This is a genomic window from Luteimonas sp. MC1828 (assembly GCF_016461615.1).
Taxonomy (GTDB): Bacteria; Pseudomonadota; Gammaproteobacteria; order Xanthomonadales; family Xanthomonadaceae; genus Luteimonas.
Genome location: NZ_JAEMNY010000002.1, coordinates 581569 through 600008 on the forward strand (window position 1 = coordinate 581569; position 18440 = coordinate 600008).

Annotated in this window: 16 protein-coding genes and 1 other RNA gene; 13 read left to right on the plus strand and 4 right to left on the minus strand. The window is 70.8% G+C overall.

Features of this window, described 5'->3' with window-relative positions; genetic code table 11:
- The first annotated feature begins 117 nt into the window (after positions 1-117).
- From JHB91_RS12565 to thiL, 10 genes are all read left to right on the plus strand, one after another.
- Positions 118-621: an RcnB family protein gene (locus tag JHB91_RS12565; protein WP_199373452.1), complete on the plus strand. Its 504-nt coding sequence runs from the start codon at positions 118-120 to the stop codon at positions 619-621.
- Positions 622-1081: 460 nt separating this feature from the next.
- Complete coding sequence (gene glyA / locus JHB91_RS12570; protein ID WP_199473100.1) at positions 1082-2365, plus strand: serine hydroxymethyltransferase; 1284 nt, start codon at positions 1082-1084, stop codon at positions 2363-2365.
- Positions 2366-2419: 54 nt separating this feature from the next.
- Positions 2420-2953: a transcriptional regulator NrdR gene (nrdR, locus tag JHB91_RS12575; protein ID WP_199373450.1), complete on the plus strand. Its 534-nt coding sequence runs from the start codon at positions 2420-2422 to the stop codon at positions 2951-2953.
- Positions 2954-2958: 5 nt separating this feature from the next.
- Complete coding sequence (locus JHB91_RS12580) at positions 2959-3678, plus strand: DUF4272 domain-containing protein (RefSeq protein ID WP_199473101.1); 720 nt, start codon at positions 2959-2961, stop codon at positions 3676-3678.
- Positions 3679-3707: 29 nt separating this feature from the next.
- The gene (ribD, locus tag JHB91_RS12585; protein ID WP_233398699.1) at positions 3708-4787 is read left to right on the plus strand and encodes a bifunctional diaminohydroxyphosphoribosylaminopyrimidine deaminase/5-amino-6-(5-phosphoribosylamino)uracil reductase RibD; all 1080 of its coding nucleotides are present in this window, start codon (positions 3708-3710) and stop codon (positions 4785-4787) included.
- Positions 4788-4979: 192 nt separating this feature from the next.
- A complete protein-coding gene (locus JHB91_RS12590; protein ID WP_199473102.1) occupies positions 4980-5573 on the plus strand; it encodes a riboflavin synthase in 594 nt (197 codons plus the stop codon).
- Between the two features lie 3 nt (positions 5574-5576).
- Complete coding sequence (ribB, locus tag JHB91_RS12595) at positions 5577-6701, plus strand: 3,4-dihydroxy-2-butanone-4-phosphate synthase (RefSeq protein ID WP_199473103.1); 1125 nt, start codon at positions 5577-5579, stop codon at positions 6699-6701.
- A gap of 42 nt (positions 6702-6743) precedes the next feature.
- Positions 6744-7211: a 6,7-dimethyl-8-ribityllumazine synthase gene (gene ribH / locus JHB91_RS12600; RefSeq protein ID WP_199373445.1), complete on the plus strand. Its 468-nt coding sequence runs from the start codon at positions 6744-6746 to the stop codon at positions 7209-7211.
- Positions 7212-7246: 35 nt separating this feature from the next.
- A complete protein-coding gene (nusB, locus tag JHB91_RS12605) occupies positions 7247-7681 on the plus strand; it encodes a transcription antitermination factor NusB (protein ID WP_199473253.1) in 435 nt (144 codons plus the stop codon).
- 16 nt (positions 7682-7697) lie between these two features.
- Positions 7698-8657, plus strand: a complete 960-nt coding sequence (gene thiL, locus JHB91_RS12610) for a thiamine-phosphate kinase (RefSeq protein WP_199473104.1) — start codon at positions 7698-7700, stop codon at positions 8655-8657.
- 11 nt (positions 8658-8668) lie between these two features.
- On the opposite strand, the gene JHB91_RS12615 is transcribed toward thiL, so the two are convergent.
- Together JHB91_RS12615 and JHB91_RS12620 are read right to left on the minus strand one after the other, a co-directional pair.
- Positions 8669-9040, minus strand: a complete 372-nt coding sequence (locus JHB91_RS12615; protein WP_199373443.1) for a YraN family protein — start codon at positions 9038-9040, stop codon at positions 8669-8671.
- Complete coding sequence (locus JHB91_RS12620; RefSeq protein WP_199373442.1) at positions 9037-10218, minus strand: penicillin-binding protein activator; 1182 nt, start codon at positions 10216-10218, stop codon at positions 9037-9039. Before JHB91_RS12620 ends, JHB91_RS12615 begins: the two co-directional genes overlap by 4 nt.
- 57 nt (positions 10219-10275) lie before the next feature.
- Here JHB91_RS12620 and rsmI point away from each other — a divergent pair, with 57 nt between their 5' ends.
- Both rsmI and rnpB read left to right on the plus strand, forming a co-directional pair.
- Complete coding sequence (gene rsmI / locus JHB91_RS12625) at positions 10276-11100, plus strand: 16S rRNA (cytidine(1402)-2'-O)-methyltransferase (RefSeq protein WP_199473254.1); 825 nt, start codon at positions 10276-10278, stop codon at positions 11098-11100.
- Between the two features lie 50 nt (positions 11101-11150).
- An RNA gene (gene rnpB, locus JHB91_RS12630) (RNase P RNA component class A) lies at positions 11151-11519 on the plus strand.
- Between the two features lie 171 nt (positions 11520-11690).
- Here the strand turns inward: rnpB and JHB91_RS12635 are convergent.
- Positions 11691-14057, minus strand: coding sequence for a winged helix-turn-helix domain-containing protein (locus JHB91_RS12635; protein WP_199473105.1), 2367 nt, complete (start codon positions 14055-14057; stop codon positions 11691-11693).
- A 127-nt stretch (positions 14058-14184) separates the two neighbouring features.
- Positions 14185-15048 (minus strand): AraC family transcriptional regulator, encoded by an 864-nt coding sequence (locus tag JHB91_RS14135; protein ID WP_343225101.1) that lies wholly within the window; start codon positions 15046-15048, stop codon positions 14185-14187.
- Between the two features lie 388 nt (positions 15049-15436).
- Between JHB91_RS14135 and JHB91_RS12645 the strand changes: the two genes are divergently transcribed.
- Entirely contained in the window at positions 15437-18334 is a 2898-nt protein-coding gene (locus JHB91_RS12645) for a TonB-dependent receptor (protein WP_199473107.1), read from the plus strand.
- Positions 18335-18440 lie beyond the last annotated feature (106 nt).

Genomic DNA, 18440 nt, shown 5'->3' on the forward strand with positions numbered 1-18440 from the left:
GACCCGCCGAGGGCGGGCTTGCCTGAATCTGAATGGCCCCGAGGGACCACCGTGCAGGTAGGGCATCCGTTCAGGCCGCTTTGCCGATAGTCGATCCCACAACCACGGGAGACGGCGATGAAACACACCAGGAACCTTGCACTGGCCACCTTGCTGCTGGCGCTCGGCGCGGCGTTCGCCGCCCCGGCGATGGCGCGCGACCACGATCGCCGCGGCGATCACCGCGGTTACGACCGCGACTACGACCGCGGCTACGGCCATGACCGCTATGCCCGCGACGACTACCGCCGCGACCGCGATTCGCGCCGCGGCAAGGGGCATGGAAAGGGTCACGGCAAGGGCCATGGCAAGGGCCACGGCCACCGCGACCACGTGGTCTATGTGTCCCGTCCGCCGGTGGTGGTGCACCACAACCGCGGCCATCGCGGTCCGCCGCCGTGGGCCCGCGGCCGCCATTACCAGTACGCCGGCTACGCTCCCACCTACGTGGTCCAGGACTATCGCCACTACGGCCTGCGCAATCCGCCGCGCGGCCACCACTGGCGGCGCAGCGATGCCGGCGAATTCCTGCTGGTCGCGGTGGCCACCGGCATCATTGCCGACGTTTTCCTCGGCCGCTGAGTCCGGTCAGGGTTGAACCAAGGGCGCGCCTCAGGGCGCGCCCTTCTTTTTCTGGAGCAACCCGTGGTGGCCGCGAGGCCGTCGCGGCTCATGTCCCCCGGATCCGCCTGCGGCGGATGCCTCCTCCTTGACTTCCCCGCGACTGCCTCGCGGCCACTCCGGGGCTCTTCGCCGGCTGCCGGTACCGCGAGAGATTGCGGGCCGTGGCTCTGCCCCTCGAACCACCGCGCAGTGCAGCGGACCGGGTGCCAAGGCCCTTGAGGGCGAAGCCAAGGAGGAGGCGATGGCCGCAGGGCATCGCCGGGGGACATGAGTCCTCAAGGGGCTTGGTACCCGGCGCCCATACAAGCCCGGCGCCTCTACTCCATGGGGAGGGAGACGACACCTTTCTTGCGCGGCTGGGTCGTTGGCGGCCGCGGGCTACAATTGCCCGGACCCCCATCTTCCGCCCGGAGTGACCATGTTCCCGCGAGACGCGCGCATCGAAGGCTACGACCCCGAACTGGCCCAGGCCATCGCCGACGAAGGCCGCCGCCAGGAAGACCATGTCGAGCTGATCGCCTCTGAGAACTACGCCAGCCCGCGGGTGATGGAAGCGCAGGGCTCCAAGCTCACCAACAAGTACGCCGAGGGCTATCCGGGCAAGCGCTATTACGGCGGCTGCGAATACGTCGACGTCGCCGAGCAGCTCGCGCTCGACCGCGTCAAGCAGCTGTTCGCCGCCGGCTCCGTGGACGACATGTACGCCAACGTGCAGCCGCATTCGGGCTCGCAGGCCAACCAGGCCGTGTACCTGGCGCTGCTGCAGCCGGGCGACACCATCCTCGGCATGTCGCTGGCGCATGGTGGCCATCTCACCCACGGCGCCAAGGTCAACATCAGCGGCAAGCTGTTCAAGGCCGTGCAGTACGGCGTCGACGAGGCCGGCATGATCGACTACGACGAGGTCGAACGCCTCGCCGTCGAACACAAGCCGAAGATGGTCGTCGCCGGTTTCAGCGCCTATTCGCAGGTCGTCGACTGGGCGCGTTTCCGCGCCATCGCCGACAAGATCGGTGCGTACCTGTTCGTCGACATGGCGCACGTCGCCGGGCTGGTCGCGGCCGGCGTGTATCCCAACCCGGTGCCGCACGCGCACATCGTCACGTCGACCACGCACAAGACGCTCCGCGGCCCGCGCGGCGGCATCATCGTCGCCAGCCGCACCGCCATGGGTGAAGCTGCCGACGAAATCACCAAGAAGCTGCAGTCAATCGTGTTCCCGGGCATCCAGGGTGGCCCGCTGATGCACGTCATCGCTGCCAAGGCGGTGGCGTTCAAGGAAGCGCTGGAGCCGGAGTTCAAGGCCTACCAGCAGCAGGTGGTCAAGAACGCCCAGGCGATGGCCAAGGTGGTGATCGAGCGCGGTTACAAGATCGTCTCCGGCGGCACCGAGAACCACCTGATGCTGGTCGACATGATCGGCAAGGGCGTCACCGGCAAGGCCGCCGAGGAGGCGCTGGGCCGCGCGCACATCACGGTCAACAAGAATGCCGTGCCCAACGACCCGCAGAAGCCGTTCGTGACCTCGGGTCTGCGCCTGGGCACGCCGGCGGTCACCACGCGCGGCTATCTGGAAGCCGACTGCGTGGAGCTGGCCAACTGGATCTGCGACGTGCTGGACCAGCCCGCCGACGAGGCGGTGATCGCCCGGGTCCGTGAAAACGTGACCCGCCAGTGCGCACGCTTCCCCGTCTACGGATAAGGTGAGGCCGGACCGGCACCACACCCCGCCACAGGACCACAGCGCCCGCCGCCGATGCATTGCCTCTTCTGCCAGCACCACGACACCCGCGTGATCGATTCGCGGGTCAGCGACGACGGCGCGACCATCCGCCGTCGCCGCGAGTGCGAGGCCTGTGGCGAGCGCTTCTCCACGCTGGAAACCATCGAGCTCAAGCTGCCGGCGATCATCAAGTCCGATGGCCGGCGCGAGCATTTCGACGCGCGCAAGCTGCGCCTGGGCTTCGACCGCGCGCTGCACAAGCGCCCGGTCTCCGAGGAGCAGATCGAGGCGTCGGTGCGCGCAGTGGTGCACCAGCTGCGCATGACCACCGAGCGCGAGATCGCCTCGCGCCGGGTCGGCGAATTCGTCATGGCCGAGCTGCGCAAGATCGACCACATCGCCTTCGTGCGCTTCGCATCGGTGTACCAGGCGTTCGAGGATGTCGCCGATTTCCGCGAGCAGCTCGACCGCCTCGAACGCGAAGGCCCGGGCGACGGCCAGCTGCCCCTGCTCGGAGGCGACGTGCTGCCGTTCGACGCGCGCTCCGGCAAGGGCCGCAAGCGCTGAGCCCGATGCAGCACCCCGGCCAGGCAGGCCTGCACCCACGCCCTGGCGCGCGTCGCGTGCACGAGCGCGCGCTGGCCCTGGCCAGCATCGCCTGCCGCGCCAGCCTGGAGCAGGATCCGGGCGACGCCGACGCCGAGGCGATGTGCAGGCGCCTGCGCGACTGGCTCGACGCCACCGGCCTGCAGGCGACGCTGGAGCCGGGCGAAGCCGAAGTCATTGCCACGCCGCTGGGGCAGCTCGCGCGCAAGGCCGCCATCGACGCCAGCTGGCGCGCCGAAGGCCTGTACGTGCTGGCCTGGGCGCTGGACCTGCAGCCCGGCCTGGCGCACGACCGCCTCGTCGACCCGGTCGCGGCCGCGGAGGCGGTGGGGCTGCTCGACGACGCGCCGCTGGCCCGGGATCCTGCGCCCCAGCTGCGCGGCGAGCGTGCGCTCGACACCTTCGCCGCGCGCCAGCTGGCGCTGCACTGGCGCCTGCGTGACTGGCAGCTGCGCCCGGAGCCCATGGATTTCGCCGCCTTCGTGCGCGAGTGCACCTGGGCCAGCCTGGATGTCGATGACGGCGCGCTGCTCGACGGCGACCTGGCCGTCGAAGGCGCGCGCATCGACCAGGCCGACGACGAACAGCTGCAGCGCTGCCTGAGCATCGCCGGCGAGCGCCACCAGGCCGCCAACTGGCTGCTCGGCGGCGACCCCCTCTACTCCAACGTGGATACCAGCACCTGATGCAGGGATTTTCGGCTGTCGATCACGCCATGATGGCGCGCGCACTGCGCCTCGCCGAGCGCGGCGCATGGACCACCCGGCCCAATCCGATGGTCGGCTGCGTGCTCGCGCAAGGCGACGAGGTGGTCGGCGAAGGCTGGCACCAGCGCGCCGGCGGTCCGCATGCCGAAGTGCACGCGCTTGAAGCGGCCGGCGCGCGCGCGCGCGGCGCCACCGCCTACGTCACCCTCGAGCCCTGCGCGCACACCGGGCGGACCGGCCCCTGCGCGGATGCGCTCGTCGCGGCCGGCGTGGCGCGCGTGGTGGGGGCCATGCCGGACCCGTTCCCGGAGGTCGATGGCAGTGGCTTCGAACGCCTGCGCGCCGCCGGCATCACGGTCGAGTCCGGTCTGATGGAACAGCAGGCGCGGGTGCTGAACCGCGGCTACCTGGCGCGGCTGGAACGCGGCCGGCCGTGGCTGCGCGTTAAGCTGGCGATGAGCCTGGACGGACGCACCGCGCTCGCCAACGGCGAGTCGAAGTGGATCAGCGGCGACGCGTCGCGCGAGGACGTGATGCGCTGGCGCGCGCGCAGCGGTGCGCTGCTGACCGGTTCCGGCACGGTGCTGGCGGACGACCCGCAGCTCACCGTGCGCCTACCCGGCGAGCCGGATTTCGTGCCGCCGCTGCGCGTGGTGCTCGACCCTGGCCTGGCCACAGTTGCCCGCGGCCGCGTGCGCGAGGGCGACGCGCCCACCCTGTACCTGCACGCCGGCAACGCCAAGCCGCCGCGCCTGCCCGGCATCGAGCGCGTCGCGGTGCCGTCGCAGGGCAATGCGCTCGACCTGGATGCCGTGCTGCGGCTGCTGGCCACGCGCGGCATCAACGAGGTGCAGCTCGAAGCGGGCGCCACGCTTGCCGGCGCGTTCCTGCATGCCGGCCTGGTGGACGAGATGCTGATCTACATGGCGCCGATCCTGCTGGGTGCGCACGCGCGCCCGCTGTTTTCCGGGCTCGGGATCGACGACATGGCCCACCGCATGCAGATGCGGGTCGAGGAGATGGTTGCGGTGGGCGAGGACATGCGCATGCGCCTGTATCCGGTAGCCACCGCGCAACCCGCCGCCTGAGCGCGCCGCGCGGCGGAGGCCGCCGCTGGGACGCACCGTCCGCGCGGCCGCCCGCGACCCCGATGGTAGAATCCGCGCCGCCGGATGCCCCGGCACGCGGCACCACCCGACGCCTGCGCCTGCCCGTTCCGCCGGTGCGGGCCGCGTCGCGCGCGGCGCACGCGGAGCCCTGAAGGACGGCGGAAAGCCTGCATGTTCACCGGAATCATCGAAGCCGTCGGCACCCTCGAGCAGCGTGAGGCACGAGGTGGCGACGCCCGCCTGCGCATCGCCGTCGGCAACCTGCCGTTCGCCGATCCCGCCCTGGGCGAGAGCATCGCGGTCAACGGCACCTGCCTGACCGTGGTCGCGCATGGCGCCGGCCATTTCGAGGCCGACGCCTCCAACGAGACCCTCGCGCTCACCACGCTCGGTGCGCTGGCCGAAGGCGCGCCGGTGAACCTCGAGCGCGCCATGCGCGCCAGCGACCGCCTCGGCGGACACCTGGTCAGCGGCCATGTCGACGGCATCGGCCGTGTGCTCGCGGTCAGCGACGACGGCCGCGCCCAGCGCTGGTGCTTCCAGGCCCCGGTCGCGCTGATGAAATACATCGCGCAGAAGGGTTCGATCTGCGTCGACGGCGTGAGCCTCACGGTGAATGCCGTGGCAGGTGACACCTTCGACGTCGCGCTGGTGCCGCACACCGTCGCCAACACCGCGTTCGCCGCCACGACCGTCGGCGACTCCGTCAACCTCGAGATCGACCTCGTCGCCCGCTACGTCGAGCGCCTGCTGCAGGACCGCTGAACCATGCCTTTCGCCACCGTCCCCGAACTGCTCGAAGAACTCCGCGCCGGCCGCATGGTCGTCATCGTCGACGACGAGGACCGCGAGAACGAGGGTGACCTGATCATGGCCGCCGAGCTGGTGCGGCCGTCCGACATCAATTTCATGGTCACCCACGCGCGCGGACTGGTTTGCCTGTCGCTGACCCGCGAGCGCTGCGCGCAGCTCGGCCTGCCGCCGATGGTGCAGTCCAACACCTCGTCGCACCACACCAACTTCACGGTCAGCATCGAGGCGGCCGAGGGCGTCACCACCGGCATCTCCGCCTACGACCGCGCGCACACCGTGCGCACCGCGGTGCGCCCGAACGCGACGCCGGCGGATCTCGCCCAACCGGGCCACATCTTCCCGCTCGCCGCGCAGCCGGGTGGCGTGCTGGCGCGCGCCGGCCACACCGAAGCCGCCGCGGACCTGGCGATGCTCGCCGGCCTGGAGCCGGCCGGCGTGCTGGTCGAGATCCTCAACCCCGACGGCACCATGGCGCGGCGCCCGGAGCTGGAGGTGTTCGCGCGCGAGCACGGCCTGAAGATGGGCTCCATCGAAGCGCTCATCCGCCATCGCCTGGCCACCGAGCACACCGTGGAGCGCGTCGACGTGCGCGCGATCGAGACCGAACACGGCCCGTTCCGCCTGCTCAGCTATCGCGACCGCCTGGGCCATGCGTTGCATTTCGCGCTGGTGCGCGGCGAGCCCGAGGCCGATCCCGACACGCCCACGCTGGTGCGCGTGCAGGTGCGCAACGCGCTCGCCGATGCCGTGCACTGGCGGCGCGCCGATTTCGGCCCGGCCGTTGGCGACGTGCTGGCCGCGATCGCCCGCGAGGGCCGCGGCGCGCTGGTGCTGCTGGATGGCGCCCAGACCCCCGACGCGCTGCTGGCGCGCATCCGTTCCGCCGACGATGCGGTCCCGGCACCTGCCGAAGCGCCGCGGGGCGGGGCGCTGCTGGAATGGCGGCGCAACGGCGCCGGCAGCCAGATCCTCGCCGACCTCGGCCTGCGCCGCCTGCGCGTGATGGGCACCGCGCGCAAGCAGGTCGGCCTGGCGGGCTTCGGCCTGGAAGTGGTCGAGTACGTCGACCCGCCCGCGTAATCGCGCTCGGCTAGAATGCCGGCCTACCCGAGGATTTCCCCCATGACCCACCACGAAGGCGACCTGCGCGCCCCCAACGGCGCGCGCTTCGCCATCATCGCCAGCCGCTGGAACCCGCGCATCGTCGATGCGCTGGTGGCGGGCGCGCGCGCGACCTTCGATGGCCACGGCGTGGCCGCGGACCACGTCGACGTGGTCCGCGTGCCCGGCGCCTGGGAGATCCCGCTGGCCGCCGCGCGCCTGGCGCAGGGCGGGCGGCACGCCGCCATCGTCGCCCTGGGCTGCGTGGTGCGTGGCGATACCCGCCACTTCGAACACGTCGCCGACCGCTGCGCCGACGGCCTGGCCCGCGTGCAGCTCGACCACGGCGTGCCGGTGGCCAACGGCGTGCTCGCGGTCGACGAGCAGGCCGATGCCGAGAACCGCGCAGGCGGCAGCCACGGCAACAAGGGCGAAGAGTGCGCGCTGGTCGCGCTCGAGATGGCCAGCCTGCTGGCGGTGCTGCCGTGAGGCCGCATCGCGGCGGCGGCGCGCGCAACGGCGGTATGGATCCGGTCGCGCGCTCGCGCTCGCGGCGCCGCGCACTGCAGGCGGTGTATGCCATGCAGCTGTCGGGCGCCAACGCGCGCGACGCGATCTCGCAGCTGGCCCACGAGCAGGCCAACGAAGTCGCCGACCTCGAGTACTTCGAAGACCTGGTGCGCGGCGTGGAAAACCATCGCCGCGAACTCGACGAGGCGCTGGCCCCGTTCCTCGACCGCGGCATCGCCGAAGTCGACCCCATCGAGCGCGCCATGCTGCGCATCGCCGCCTACGAGCTGCGCCACCGCGTCGACGTGCCGTACCGCGTGGTGATCGACGAGGCGCTGAAGACCGTCAAGCGCTTCGGTTCCGAGCATGGCCACACCTACGTCAACGGCGTGCTCGACCGCGCCGCCGCCGAGTGGCGCGCGGCCGAAGTGCAGTCCCCGCGCGGCTGACCGCCGGCACGCGGCCGTGGCCGAGTTCGAACTGATCGATCTCATCCGCGCGCGTGCCACGCACGCCCGCGACGACGTGCTGCTCGGCATCGGCGACGATGCCGCGGTGCTGCGCGTGCCCGCCGGGCGCGAGCTGGTGGTGGCGATGGACACGCTCAACGCCGGCGTGCATTTCCCCGCAGGCACCGCGCCCGCCGACATCGGCTGGAAGGCGCTCGCGGTGAACCTGTCCGACCTGGCCGCGATGGGCGCGGAGCCGGCGTGGTGCACGCTGTCGCTGTCCCTGCCCGAAGGCGACGCCGCGTGGGTCGCGGCCTTCCTCGACGGGTTCATGGCGCTGGCCGCGGAACATCGCGTGGCGCTGGTGGGCGGCGACACCACGCGCGGACCGCTGTCGATCTCGGTGACCGTGCATGGCGTCGTGGTGCCGGGTGTCGCCTTGCGCCGCGACGGCGCACGCGTCGGCGATGGTGTCTGGGTCAGCGGCACGCTCGGTGATGCGGCCGCGGCGCTTGCGCAGTGGCGGGCACGCGGCGCCATCGACGCGATCGACGCGGCGCTGCGCGCGCGCCTGGAGCGCCCGCTGCCGCGCATCGCGCTCGGCCGCGCGCTGTCCGGGCTCGCGCATGCCTGCCTGGACGTCTCCGACGGCCTGCTCGCCGACCTGGGCCATGTCTGCGCCGCGAGCGGGGTTGGCGCGGAGATCGACGTCGACACGCTGCCGGCCAGTGCCGCGCTGCAGGCCGCGTTCGCAGGCGATGCGCTGCGCGCGCTGCAGGCCGGCGGCGGCGACGACTACGAACTGTGCTTCACCGCGCCCGCGTCAGCGGACAGCGCGATCCAGGCTGCTGGACGTGCGGCCGGCGTGGCGGTCACGCGCATCGGCGCGGTCGTGGAAACGCATGGCGTCCGCGCGCACGGCGCGGGCAAGCCGTGGGTCGCACCGCACAGCGGGCACGTGCACTTCGGCGCCTGAGCGCGGCGCCGTCAGGCGTCGTCGAGCCGGAAGGCGTCGCGATGCCACGTGAAGTCCGGCGCGGCCGGATCGCCGCTGGCATCGACCACGTCGAAGCGGCAATACGACTCGGCGAGGGCAGGGTGCTGCAGCAGGAACAGCTGCGCGGCGCGCACGATGCGCTGGCGCTTGCCGCGGTCGACCGATTCCCCGCCGCCGCCGTAATCGGCACTGGCGCGGTAGCGCACCTCCACGAACACCAGCGTGTCGCCGTCGCGCATCACCAGGTCGAGCTCGCCGAGCCGGTAGTTGGCGTTGGCCGCCACGTCGACCAGCCCGGCGCGCAGCAGGTGCGTGCGCGCCGCGGCCTCGACTTCGGCGCCGCGGCGCCGGGTCTCGCTCAACCGCCGACGCCGGCCAGCGGCACCACGTGGCCGCCGCTGAAGGTCGACCAGGCGGGCGAACGCAGCACGTTGCCGTCGCCATCCATGCGCAACGTGCCGCTGGCGCTGGGCACGCTGGCGTCGGGCGAGGTGGCCAGGTGTTCGAGGTAGGCGGTGAGCAGCCAGGCGTCGTAGCCGAAGGCGAACAGCCGGGCGGCAGGGCCACGCGCGGTGGGCAGCGACGCCGCCACGCTGGACGCGGCCGGCAGGCCCGGCACGCCGGTCACCGACCAGGCGTCGGACGGGAAGGCGATGCCGTCGAGCGCGGCGTCGTCGCCGGCCCTGCCGGTGCCCGCCATGATCTGCGAGGTCGCCACCCGCGGACGCGTCGCCAGCCCTGCGGCGGCGACCTGCGGCGCCACCAGCCGCGCCTGCGGGCCGCGCAGCGCCATGAACACCGCATCCACGCCGCCCTCGCGCTGCAGCGCGCCCTGCATGAGCGCGGTCATGTCGCCCGGCGCATCGCCGACCACCGCGAGCAGCTGCACCACGCTGCCGCCGTGCGACTGCAGGCGGGTGGTGAAGGCATCGATGCTGCGTCGCGCGCTGTCATCGCCGGAGCTCAGCACCAGCACGCGCAGCGCGTTGCGCGCCGCCAGGAAATCCGCCGCGCCGCTGCCTTCGTCCTCTGGTGCAAGCGCGTAGCTCGCGGCATTGGGCGGGGGCGTGCCGGCGCGGTTGAGCGCGAGCAGCGGCACCGACGGCACGGTCTGCACGAACACCGCGTCCACTTCGTCACGGCCGAGCGGTCCGACCACCTGGTCGGCGCCTTCGGCGACCGCGCGCTGGTAGGCGGCGACCGCGCCATGGGCGGTGCCGGCGGTGTCGTAGAACTCGAGGTCCGGGCGGCGGCGGCGTTCGCCGTAGTAGCCGGCGAGCAGGCCGTCGCGGACCGGCGCGGACGCGGTGGCCAGGCTGCCGGTGAGCGGCAGCAACACCGCGAGCTTGAGTGGCGGCCGGTAGCCGTCGCGCTCGGCTGGCGGACGGCCGCCGTCGTCGAACCGCCAGTGGATGTTGCGCGTTGCTTCCGGGATGGCCTGCACCGGTGCGGCCGGCGTGCTGACCTGCACCGCGGCGCAGCCGGCAAGCGCCACGCTGGCGATGGTGGCGGCGAGTCCCTGCTTCCAAGAATGACGCATCGTTGCTGCCCGGCTGCGAGAATGGCCGGATTCTACCGTCCCGCCCGCATGGACACGATGCAGACCTCCGCCGGAACCCTCCACGTCGTCGCCACGCCGATCGGCAACCTCGCCGACATGTCGCCGCGCGCGCTGGACACGCTGCGCGCCGTCGACGCGATCTGCGCCGAAGATACCCGTCACACCCGCCACCTGCTGGCGCACTTCGGCATCGAACGCCCGCTGCTTGCGGTGCACGAGCACAACGAGGACGAACAGGCCACGCGGCTGGTGGCGCGGCTGCTGGCCGGCGACTCGCTGGCGCTGGTGTCCGATGCCGGCACGCCGCTGGTCAGCGACCCCGGCTACCGCCTGGTGCGCGCCGCGCGCGCCGCCGGCATCCGCGTCAGCCCGGTGCCCGGCCCGAGCGCGCTGGTGGCCGCGCTGAGCGCCGCCGGCCTGCCGAGCGACCGCTTCGTGTTCGAGGGCTTCCTGCCGGTCAAGGCGGGTGCGCGCCGCGAGCATCTTGCGCAGCTGGCAGGCGAACCGCGCACGCTGATCTTCTACGAGTCCTCGCACCGCATCGTCGAATCGCTGGCCGACCTGCGCGCGGTATTCGGCGACGCGCGTCGCGCGGTGCTCGCGCGCGAGCTGACCAAGTTGTTCGAAACCGTCCTCGACGGCTCGCTGGCCGACCTGCATGCCGCGGTAGAGGCCGACGCCAACCAGCGCAAGGGCGAGTTCGTGCTGGTGGTGGAGGGCGTCGGCGAAGATGCGGATGCCAGGGTCGCCCAGGGCAGGCTGTTGTACGCGAAGCTCGCTGCGCACCTGCCACCCTCGACCGCCGCGAAAGTTGCGGCGGATATCAGCGGGGCGCCGCGCAAGAGCCTGTACGGCGGCTAGCGCCGGAACCGGGCGTGCTGCGCCGTGCGGCGTGCGAGAATACGCGCGGCGGAGTCGGCCAGACAGTCGCGTCATCCGGGACCATTTCGGTGGAACCGGGTGCCGAGGAAAGTCCGGGCTCCACAGGGCACGGTGCCAGGTAACGCCTGGGCGGCGCGAGCCGACGGAAAGTGCAACAGAAAGATACCGCCGAACGGCTTCGCAAGAAGCGCGTGGCAAGGGTGAAATGGTGCGGTAAGAGCGCACCGCGAGCCTGGCAACAGGCCGGCACGGCAAACCCCACCGGGAGCAAGACCAAATAGGGACCTAATGGCGCGGCCCGCGTCGGGTCCGGGTAGGTTGCTTGAGCGTATCGGCGACGATGCGCCTAGAGGAATGACTGTCCACGACAGAACCCGGCTTATCGGCCGGCTCCGCTACCTTCCTCACAAAAAATCGCGCACGGCCCGGGAGAGAGGGAGGGCCGTGCGCAAGACTCACTTGGTTTGTCGGGCTTTCGCGCCCTTGGCGACAGTTTCGTGCGCGGCGTCGCGGCAGGGGTTGCCTTGGCTGCGCACTCGGTTTGCCGAAGTTGCGGTTTCGCCGGCGGCTCAGCCGCCGTTGCGGTGCAGGCGCGCCACGGCGATGTCGGCGCGGTTCTCCGTCACCACCGGCAGCACCACGTGGCGGCGGTCCGAACCGACCTGGAACCCGCCGCCAAGCAGCGGGCGAGCCCCGCGCAGCGTGGCCAGATGCGTGACCGCGCCATCGCGCAAGGAGTGCGCCTGGAGCGTCGCCACCCCGGAACCGTCACCCTGCGAGCGCAGGGACCACGCGGCATCTCCGACGACCTGCCACGGCTCCTCGATCACCAGCGGCACGTCCCGCAGCGGGTGGAGGTCGTCTTCGGCATACAGCAACACGCGACCCTGGCTGCCCACTTCGGCCAGCAGCAGTGCCGAACGCCCGTCCACCATTGCGCGCTCCACCCGGAACGCCGGCAGTTGCGTCGGTTGGCCGCTGCAGCCGGGCGAGTCGCCGGATCGACGGCAGGCATGCAGGCGCCAGCCGGTCTCGCTCCAGCCGGCGTACCAGATCGAGCGGTCATCGCTGGCGTAGATGGCATTGCGCAGCGACGCGCTTGCCTCCGCGACGCGCTGCGACACGCCCCGGTCGAAGTCGAATTCATGCAGCTCGTGACGTCCTTGCACGCGGAGCACGTACAGCACGCGGCGGCCGTCGGCCGACAGCACCGGCGCCTCCACCCGGCCGGACTCGTGCCTGGTGAGCCGCGTGGCCTGGTCCGCGCCGCGGTCCAGGAGCCAGAGCTGCGAGCTGCCGTCGCGGTCGCTGGCGAACACCAGGCGGCTGTCGTCGGACGACATCGCGGAGGAGAAGTCGCGCCCGGACGACGGTGCCAGCAGCTTCCTCGGGCCGCCATCCAGCGGATACTCGGCCAGGGCCGAGCGCCAGTCCTCGATCTGGAAGGCGAGGTTCCAGGCCCGGCTTGCGATGTCGGGCGACGAGGCGTCGGTGATCCCGAGCGCGGTGATCCGGCCGTCGGCAAGCTCCAGCACGTACAGCGCGCGCTGGCCTTCGTGGTTGGACGAGAACACCAGCCCGGAACCGTCGGGCAGCCAGTCGAAGCCCTGGATCTCCGAGCGCAGCGTGGTCAGTCGCGTGACCTCACCGCCGCCAGTGGACATCGAATACAGGTCGGACGTGGGGTTGGAGATGCCGCGGAATGCGATTCGCGTGCCATCCGGAGAGAAGCGCGGATAGAGGTCGGTGGCCGTGTCCAGGTCTCCGTACTCGAACGGCTCCCGTGACCACCCCTGGCCCCGTCGCAGCAGGGTGACGCGCGTGTCGCCGGGGCTCCCGGTGGTGATCGCGGAGTAGGCGATCTGGTTGGCATCGGCGGGGTTCCAGTCGAGGTACACGATGCTGCGCGCCGGGCATTGGCTGATCGTCTGCTGGCCGCCGCCGTCGACGCTGGTCATCCGGATTTCGCAGTCCGTGCCGTCGGCCGAGCGCCAGACATAGGCGATTTCCCGTCCATCGGGCGACCATGCCGGACGTTCGGCGTGATCGCCTCCGGCCAGCTTGCGTGCCTCCGTGCCGTGCGGGGACTGCAGGAACAGGCCGGGCGGGTCGCCAAGGCGGTCGCGGCGGCTGTAGACCAGCCAGTCGCCGCCCGGGTTGAAGCGCGGACTGTCTTCGCTGCCTGGGGCGAACGTGACGCGGCGTATCGGGCCCGCGGTGATTCCGCTGTCGGCCGCGGCTGGCGTCCTCAGCTGCCCATCACCGCGCCACGGGCCAGCCACGAACAGCGCGGCCGCCACCAGCGCCACTGCGGCAGCGGCCAGCTGCGGCCACCAGCGCTGCACGCGAGTCCGGGGGCGCGCGTCGTCCATCTGGGGAGGCAGATCGCCCGGGGGCGCGACTGGAGCGGTCGCGTCCGCCGCCGCGGAGGCCTCGCCCTCGTCCCCGGCGCCGGCCCTGGCCGGAGGCAGGTCCAGCAGGCGCGCACCCCCGCCCGCAGCCTTCGGCACGGTGTCCGCGTCCTGGTCGGTTGCGTCCTGGTCGGTCGCTTCCTGGGCGGGCTCGACCGCATCAGCGCTGCCTGGCCACTCCACGTGCGCGATCAGCCGGTAGCCGATCCGCGGGATGGTCTCGATATAGGTGGGCCGCTCGAGGTCGTCGCCGAAGGCGCGGCGCAGCGCGGTGATGGCATGCCCGACCACGCCAGGGGTGACGTGCACGCTGCCCCAGACCTCGTCGAGCAGCTCGTCGCGCGACACGGTCATGCCCGCGTCGCGGGCCAGCGCCAGCAGCACCGCCATGGCCTTGGGCTTCAGGCGCGTGGTGTGTCCGCCGGACTCCACCTGCAGCGCTCCGGCGTCGACGTGGAATACGCCGACGCGCAGTTGCTGGCGGTGGAGACCGTCGCGGCTGCGATCATCTGCGGCTCGGGACAAGGATCACCTGTGGTCCGCGGCGGCGGGCCGCCGGCGCAAGCGCGGGCTGGCTGCGCGAAGCGCCGCGAAGCGTCATATGGCGGAACAGTGTAGCCGCCCGTAGCTGGCGGGCAGCTTTACGGGGCCGTCAGGCGGCGTCGGCGAGGTCCTGCCGGAACCGGGTCGCGGTGAGGCCGACGCACTTCTTGAACGAGCGCGCGAAGGCGAACCGGCTTTCATAGCCGACGCTGGCCGCGACTTCCGAAATCGCCAGGTCGCTGTTGGCGATCAGGTCCTTGGCCAGTTCCATCCGCGTCTGGATCACCAGGTCGTGCGGGGTGATGCCGAACACGTCGCGGAAGCTGCGCAGGAAGTGCGACTTCGAGTAGCTCGCCGCGGCCGCCAGGCTGTCGAGGTCGCTGCCTTCGAACGGCGAGTTCAGGATCCGGTTGCGGGCGCTCAGCAGCCGCAGCACGGTCTGCCGCCGGTGGCCCTCGGTACGGCCGCTGGCGCGCGCCAGCCACTCGCGGGTCGGGGCCTGGGCGTCGCGCGCTGCCTGCAGAACGCCGCCCAGAAGGATGTCCGGTGCCGCCCGCGGGGCGTCCCCGGCCTGCCTTGCGATCGCGACCACTGCACGCAGCAGGGCGCGGTCGATCGGCAGCACGGCAGGAAACAGGAGCGGGCCGGGTCCCCGGCGCGTGCCCATGCCGCGCAGGATCCCGGCGACCGCGGCCGGCGGCACTGTCAACGCCACCCAGTCCGCGCCGTCACGGCCGACCGCGCGCACGGCGGCACCGGCCGGCAACGCCAGGAAATGGCGGCGCGATACCCGGAAGGGTCCATCCGGACTGCCCACTTCCACGCTGCCGCGCAGCACGCACCACAGCGACGCAGTGCCCGCCGCGACCAGGGCGTGGCTGCCGCGGCCGGAGCCCCGCACGCAATGCACCGCCTTGGCGCCGGCCAGGTCGATCCCGCTGCCCGGTCCCACGCGCCAGAACTTCACTTCCACGACGTCTTGCCCCCTGTCACTTGAATACGTGCCCAAGGGTGGTGTTCCGCGTGCCCGAAGTAGCGAAGCCACGCAGACGTTTCGACTTCCGGCAGGACGTATCGATGACGTTTCGACGAAACCCCGCATGAGCACTGGGCTGGAGCCTGACAGGGCGCCGCGGGCGCGCGTGGCGCGGCGACCTCGCCAGCCGCTGCGGCGCCCTCCCAAAAACTCATGAACACCCGGTGACAAATGCCGGGGATCGGGCGGGATGGCGATTTCGGGCACGCCGAAGCGACAGCGCGAGCACCCGGCGGAACCGGTCCGTCCCTAATGTCGGCGAGTCGGCTTCTTTTAACGACGCGTTAACTGTTTGCACTCATCAACCAAAGATCTTGGAGTACTCATGAAGACAAGTTTGCTGCGGGACGCCATCCGCACGTCGCTGCTCGCCGGCGCGACCCTGGCGGTCTCGCTGCCCGCGTTCGCGCAGGACGCCCCGGAAGCCGCCGCCGCCACGACGCTTGATCGCATCGAGGTCACCGGTTCGCGCATCCGCCAGGTCGACATGGAGACGGCGCAGCCGGTCCTGACCATCAGCCGCGCGGACATCGAGGGCCAGGGCTTCCGCACTGTGTCCGACATCCTCCAGAACATGACCGCCGCCGGCTCCCCGGCGATCAGCCGCTCCGAGTCGCTCGCCTCCGGTGAAGCGGTGGGTGGCCAGTACATCGATCTGCGCAACCTCGGTGCCAACCGCACGCTGGTGCTGGTGAACGGCAAGCGCCTGGGCATCACCACCGACGGCCTGCAGGACGTCGCCTCGATCCCGTCGGTCATGGTCGACCGCATCGAGATCCTGAAGGACGGCGCGTCGTCGATCTACGGTTCCGACGCGATGGCCGGCGTGGTGAACATCATCACCCGCAAGAACTTCGACGGTGCCGAGGCCAATGCCTACTACGGCCAGTTCGGCGAGGGCGACGGCGCCAAGGAAAGCTACGACTTCATCATGGGCATGTCCGGTGAGCGCGGTTCGCTCACGCTGGCCGCCGAGTACCACAAGGAAGACGGCGTCTGGGCCCGCGACCGCTGGTTCAGCCGCGACTCCTACCCGGGCTTCCCGCAGTACAGCCTCAGCCCGGTCGGCAAGTGGGGCAACTACAACGCCAACAGCGGCCTGATCGAGCGCAACCCCGATGGTTCGCCGGTGCTCAACGCCGATGGCAAGACCACGCCGCTGCCAGCTGACTGGCGTGCCCCCAACCGCGGCGGCAACGCCCTCGGTTCGGATGCGTTCCACCCGCAGACCGCCGACGACATGAGCAACGCCGCGCAGCAGATGCACGTGCTGACGCCGCTCGAGCGCCGCTCGCTGTACGTCAACGGCCAGTACGACCTGACCGACAACGTCCGCTTCTCGACCGACATCGGCTACAACAACCGCGTCGCCAATTCGCAGATCGCAGGCTATCCGGTCCAGTCGACGGCGATCAGGGCGCCGATGGCGGCCGACAGCTACTTCAACCCGCTCGATGACGGCCGCGCCGTCGACTGGCGTCGTCGCGGCTGGGAAAACCCGCGCACCACCGAGTCCGAACTCACCACGTGGCGCTTCACGGCGGGCCTCGACGGCGCGTTCGAGATCGGTGACCGCTACTTCGACTGGGATGCCGGCTACCTGTACAACAAGAACGAGCTGAGCAAGATCAGCAACGGCAACTTCTACATCCCGAACGTGCGCAATGCCGTGGGTTCGTCCTTCCTCGACGAGACCACCGGCAACGTGGTCTGCGGCACCCCGGGCAACGTGATCGCCGGCTGCACGCCGTGGAACCCCTTCGCGGGCTTCGGCACCGGCGGCGTCGCCAACTCGCTCGATGACCAGGCCGTGCGCGACTACCTGTTCAAGCAGGAGCACGCGCTGGGCGAAACCGAGACCACCAGCTACTTCGCCAACCTGGCCGGTTCGATCATGACCCTGCCGGCGGGCGACCTTGGCTTCGCGGTGGGCTACGAGTACCGCAAGGAGCAGGGCGGCTATACCCCCGACGCGATCTCGCAGTCGGGCAACTCGACCAACCTGGCCGCCGGTCCGACCTACGGCGAGTACGACGTCGACGAGTTCTACGTCGAGCTGAACATCCCGGTGCTGGCCGACATGGCGTTCGCACAGGAGCTGAGCTTCAACCTCGCAAGCCGCTACTCGGACTTCAGCACCTTCGGTGACACCACCAACAACAAGTTCGGTGTGAAGTGGCGTCCGATCAACGACCTGCTGGTTCGCGGCACCTGGGCCGAGGGCTTCCGCGCGCCGACGATCTCCGACCTGTACGGCGGCGGCTCGCAGACCTTCACCACCGGCTTCCGCGATCCCTGCGACAGCGAATACGGCACCGCGGCCGGCTCGCAGCGCTGCCTGCAGGACGTGGCGGCGAACTACCGCCAGCTGCAGCAGGGCTTCATCCCGACCGAGGGTCCGGCAGCGCAGACGCCGGTGCCGTTCACCAGCGGCTCCAACCCGAACCTGTCGCCGGAAACGGCCGAGTCCAAGACGATCGGCGTGGTGTACAGCCCGTCGTGGGTCGAAGGCCTCAGCCTGACGCTCGACTGGTGGAACATCACCATCGAGAACACGCTGGTGTCCGACAGCCCGAACCAGATGCTCAGCGACTGCTACATCTCGCTGATCGAGTCGCGTTGCTCGGGCTTCAGCCGTGATCCGGTGACCGGCATCGTCAACGACCTCACCTACGGCCTGCGCAATGCCGGCTACCAGGAGACGGAAGGCTTCGATTTCGACGTGTCCTACCGCGTGCAGACGGGCTTCGGCAACATCGGCGCGACCTGGCAGAACACCTACGTCAGCAAGAACAACCTGAAGACCACCAACGAAGCGACCACGCCGGAATCGGTGTACGTCGGCTTCGGCGGCAACTTCCGCCTGCGTTCGAACCTGAACATGAACTGGGAAAATGGCCCGTTCTCGGCAAACTGGGGGATGCGCTACTACTCCTCCATGAAGGAAGAGTGCTACTTCGACTCGATCTGCAACATCCCGGACTACGCGGCGCCTGACACCCAGGGCCAGAACGTCCCGATGAACGAGACCGGTTCGAACACCTTCCACGACGTCCAGTTCGCGGTGAAGACCCCGTGGAACGCGACGGTGGCGGTCGGTGCCAACAACGTGTTCAACCACTACGCGGCTCCGGCGTTCGACCAGCCGAACTCGAACTTCGCCTACTACGGCGGTTTCGACCTCGGCCGCTTCGTGTTCATGAAGTACCAGCAGCGCTTCTGATCGGCGCTGTGTGACACCAGCCGGGGTCCCGCAAGGGGCCCCGGCTTTTTTGTGCGCGAAGACACGGTTAAGGTGAAGACCGCGTTGCGATTCTCAAAATTTGAGA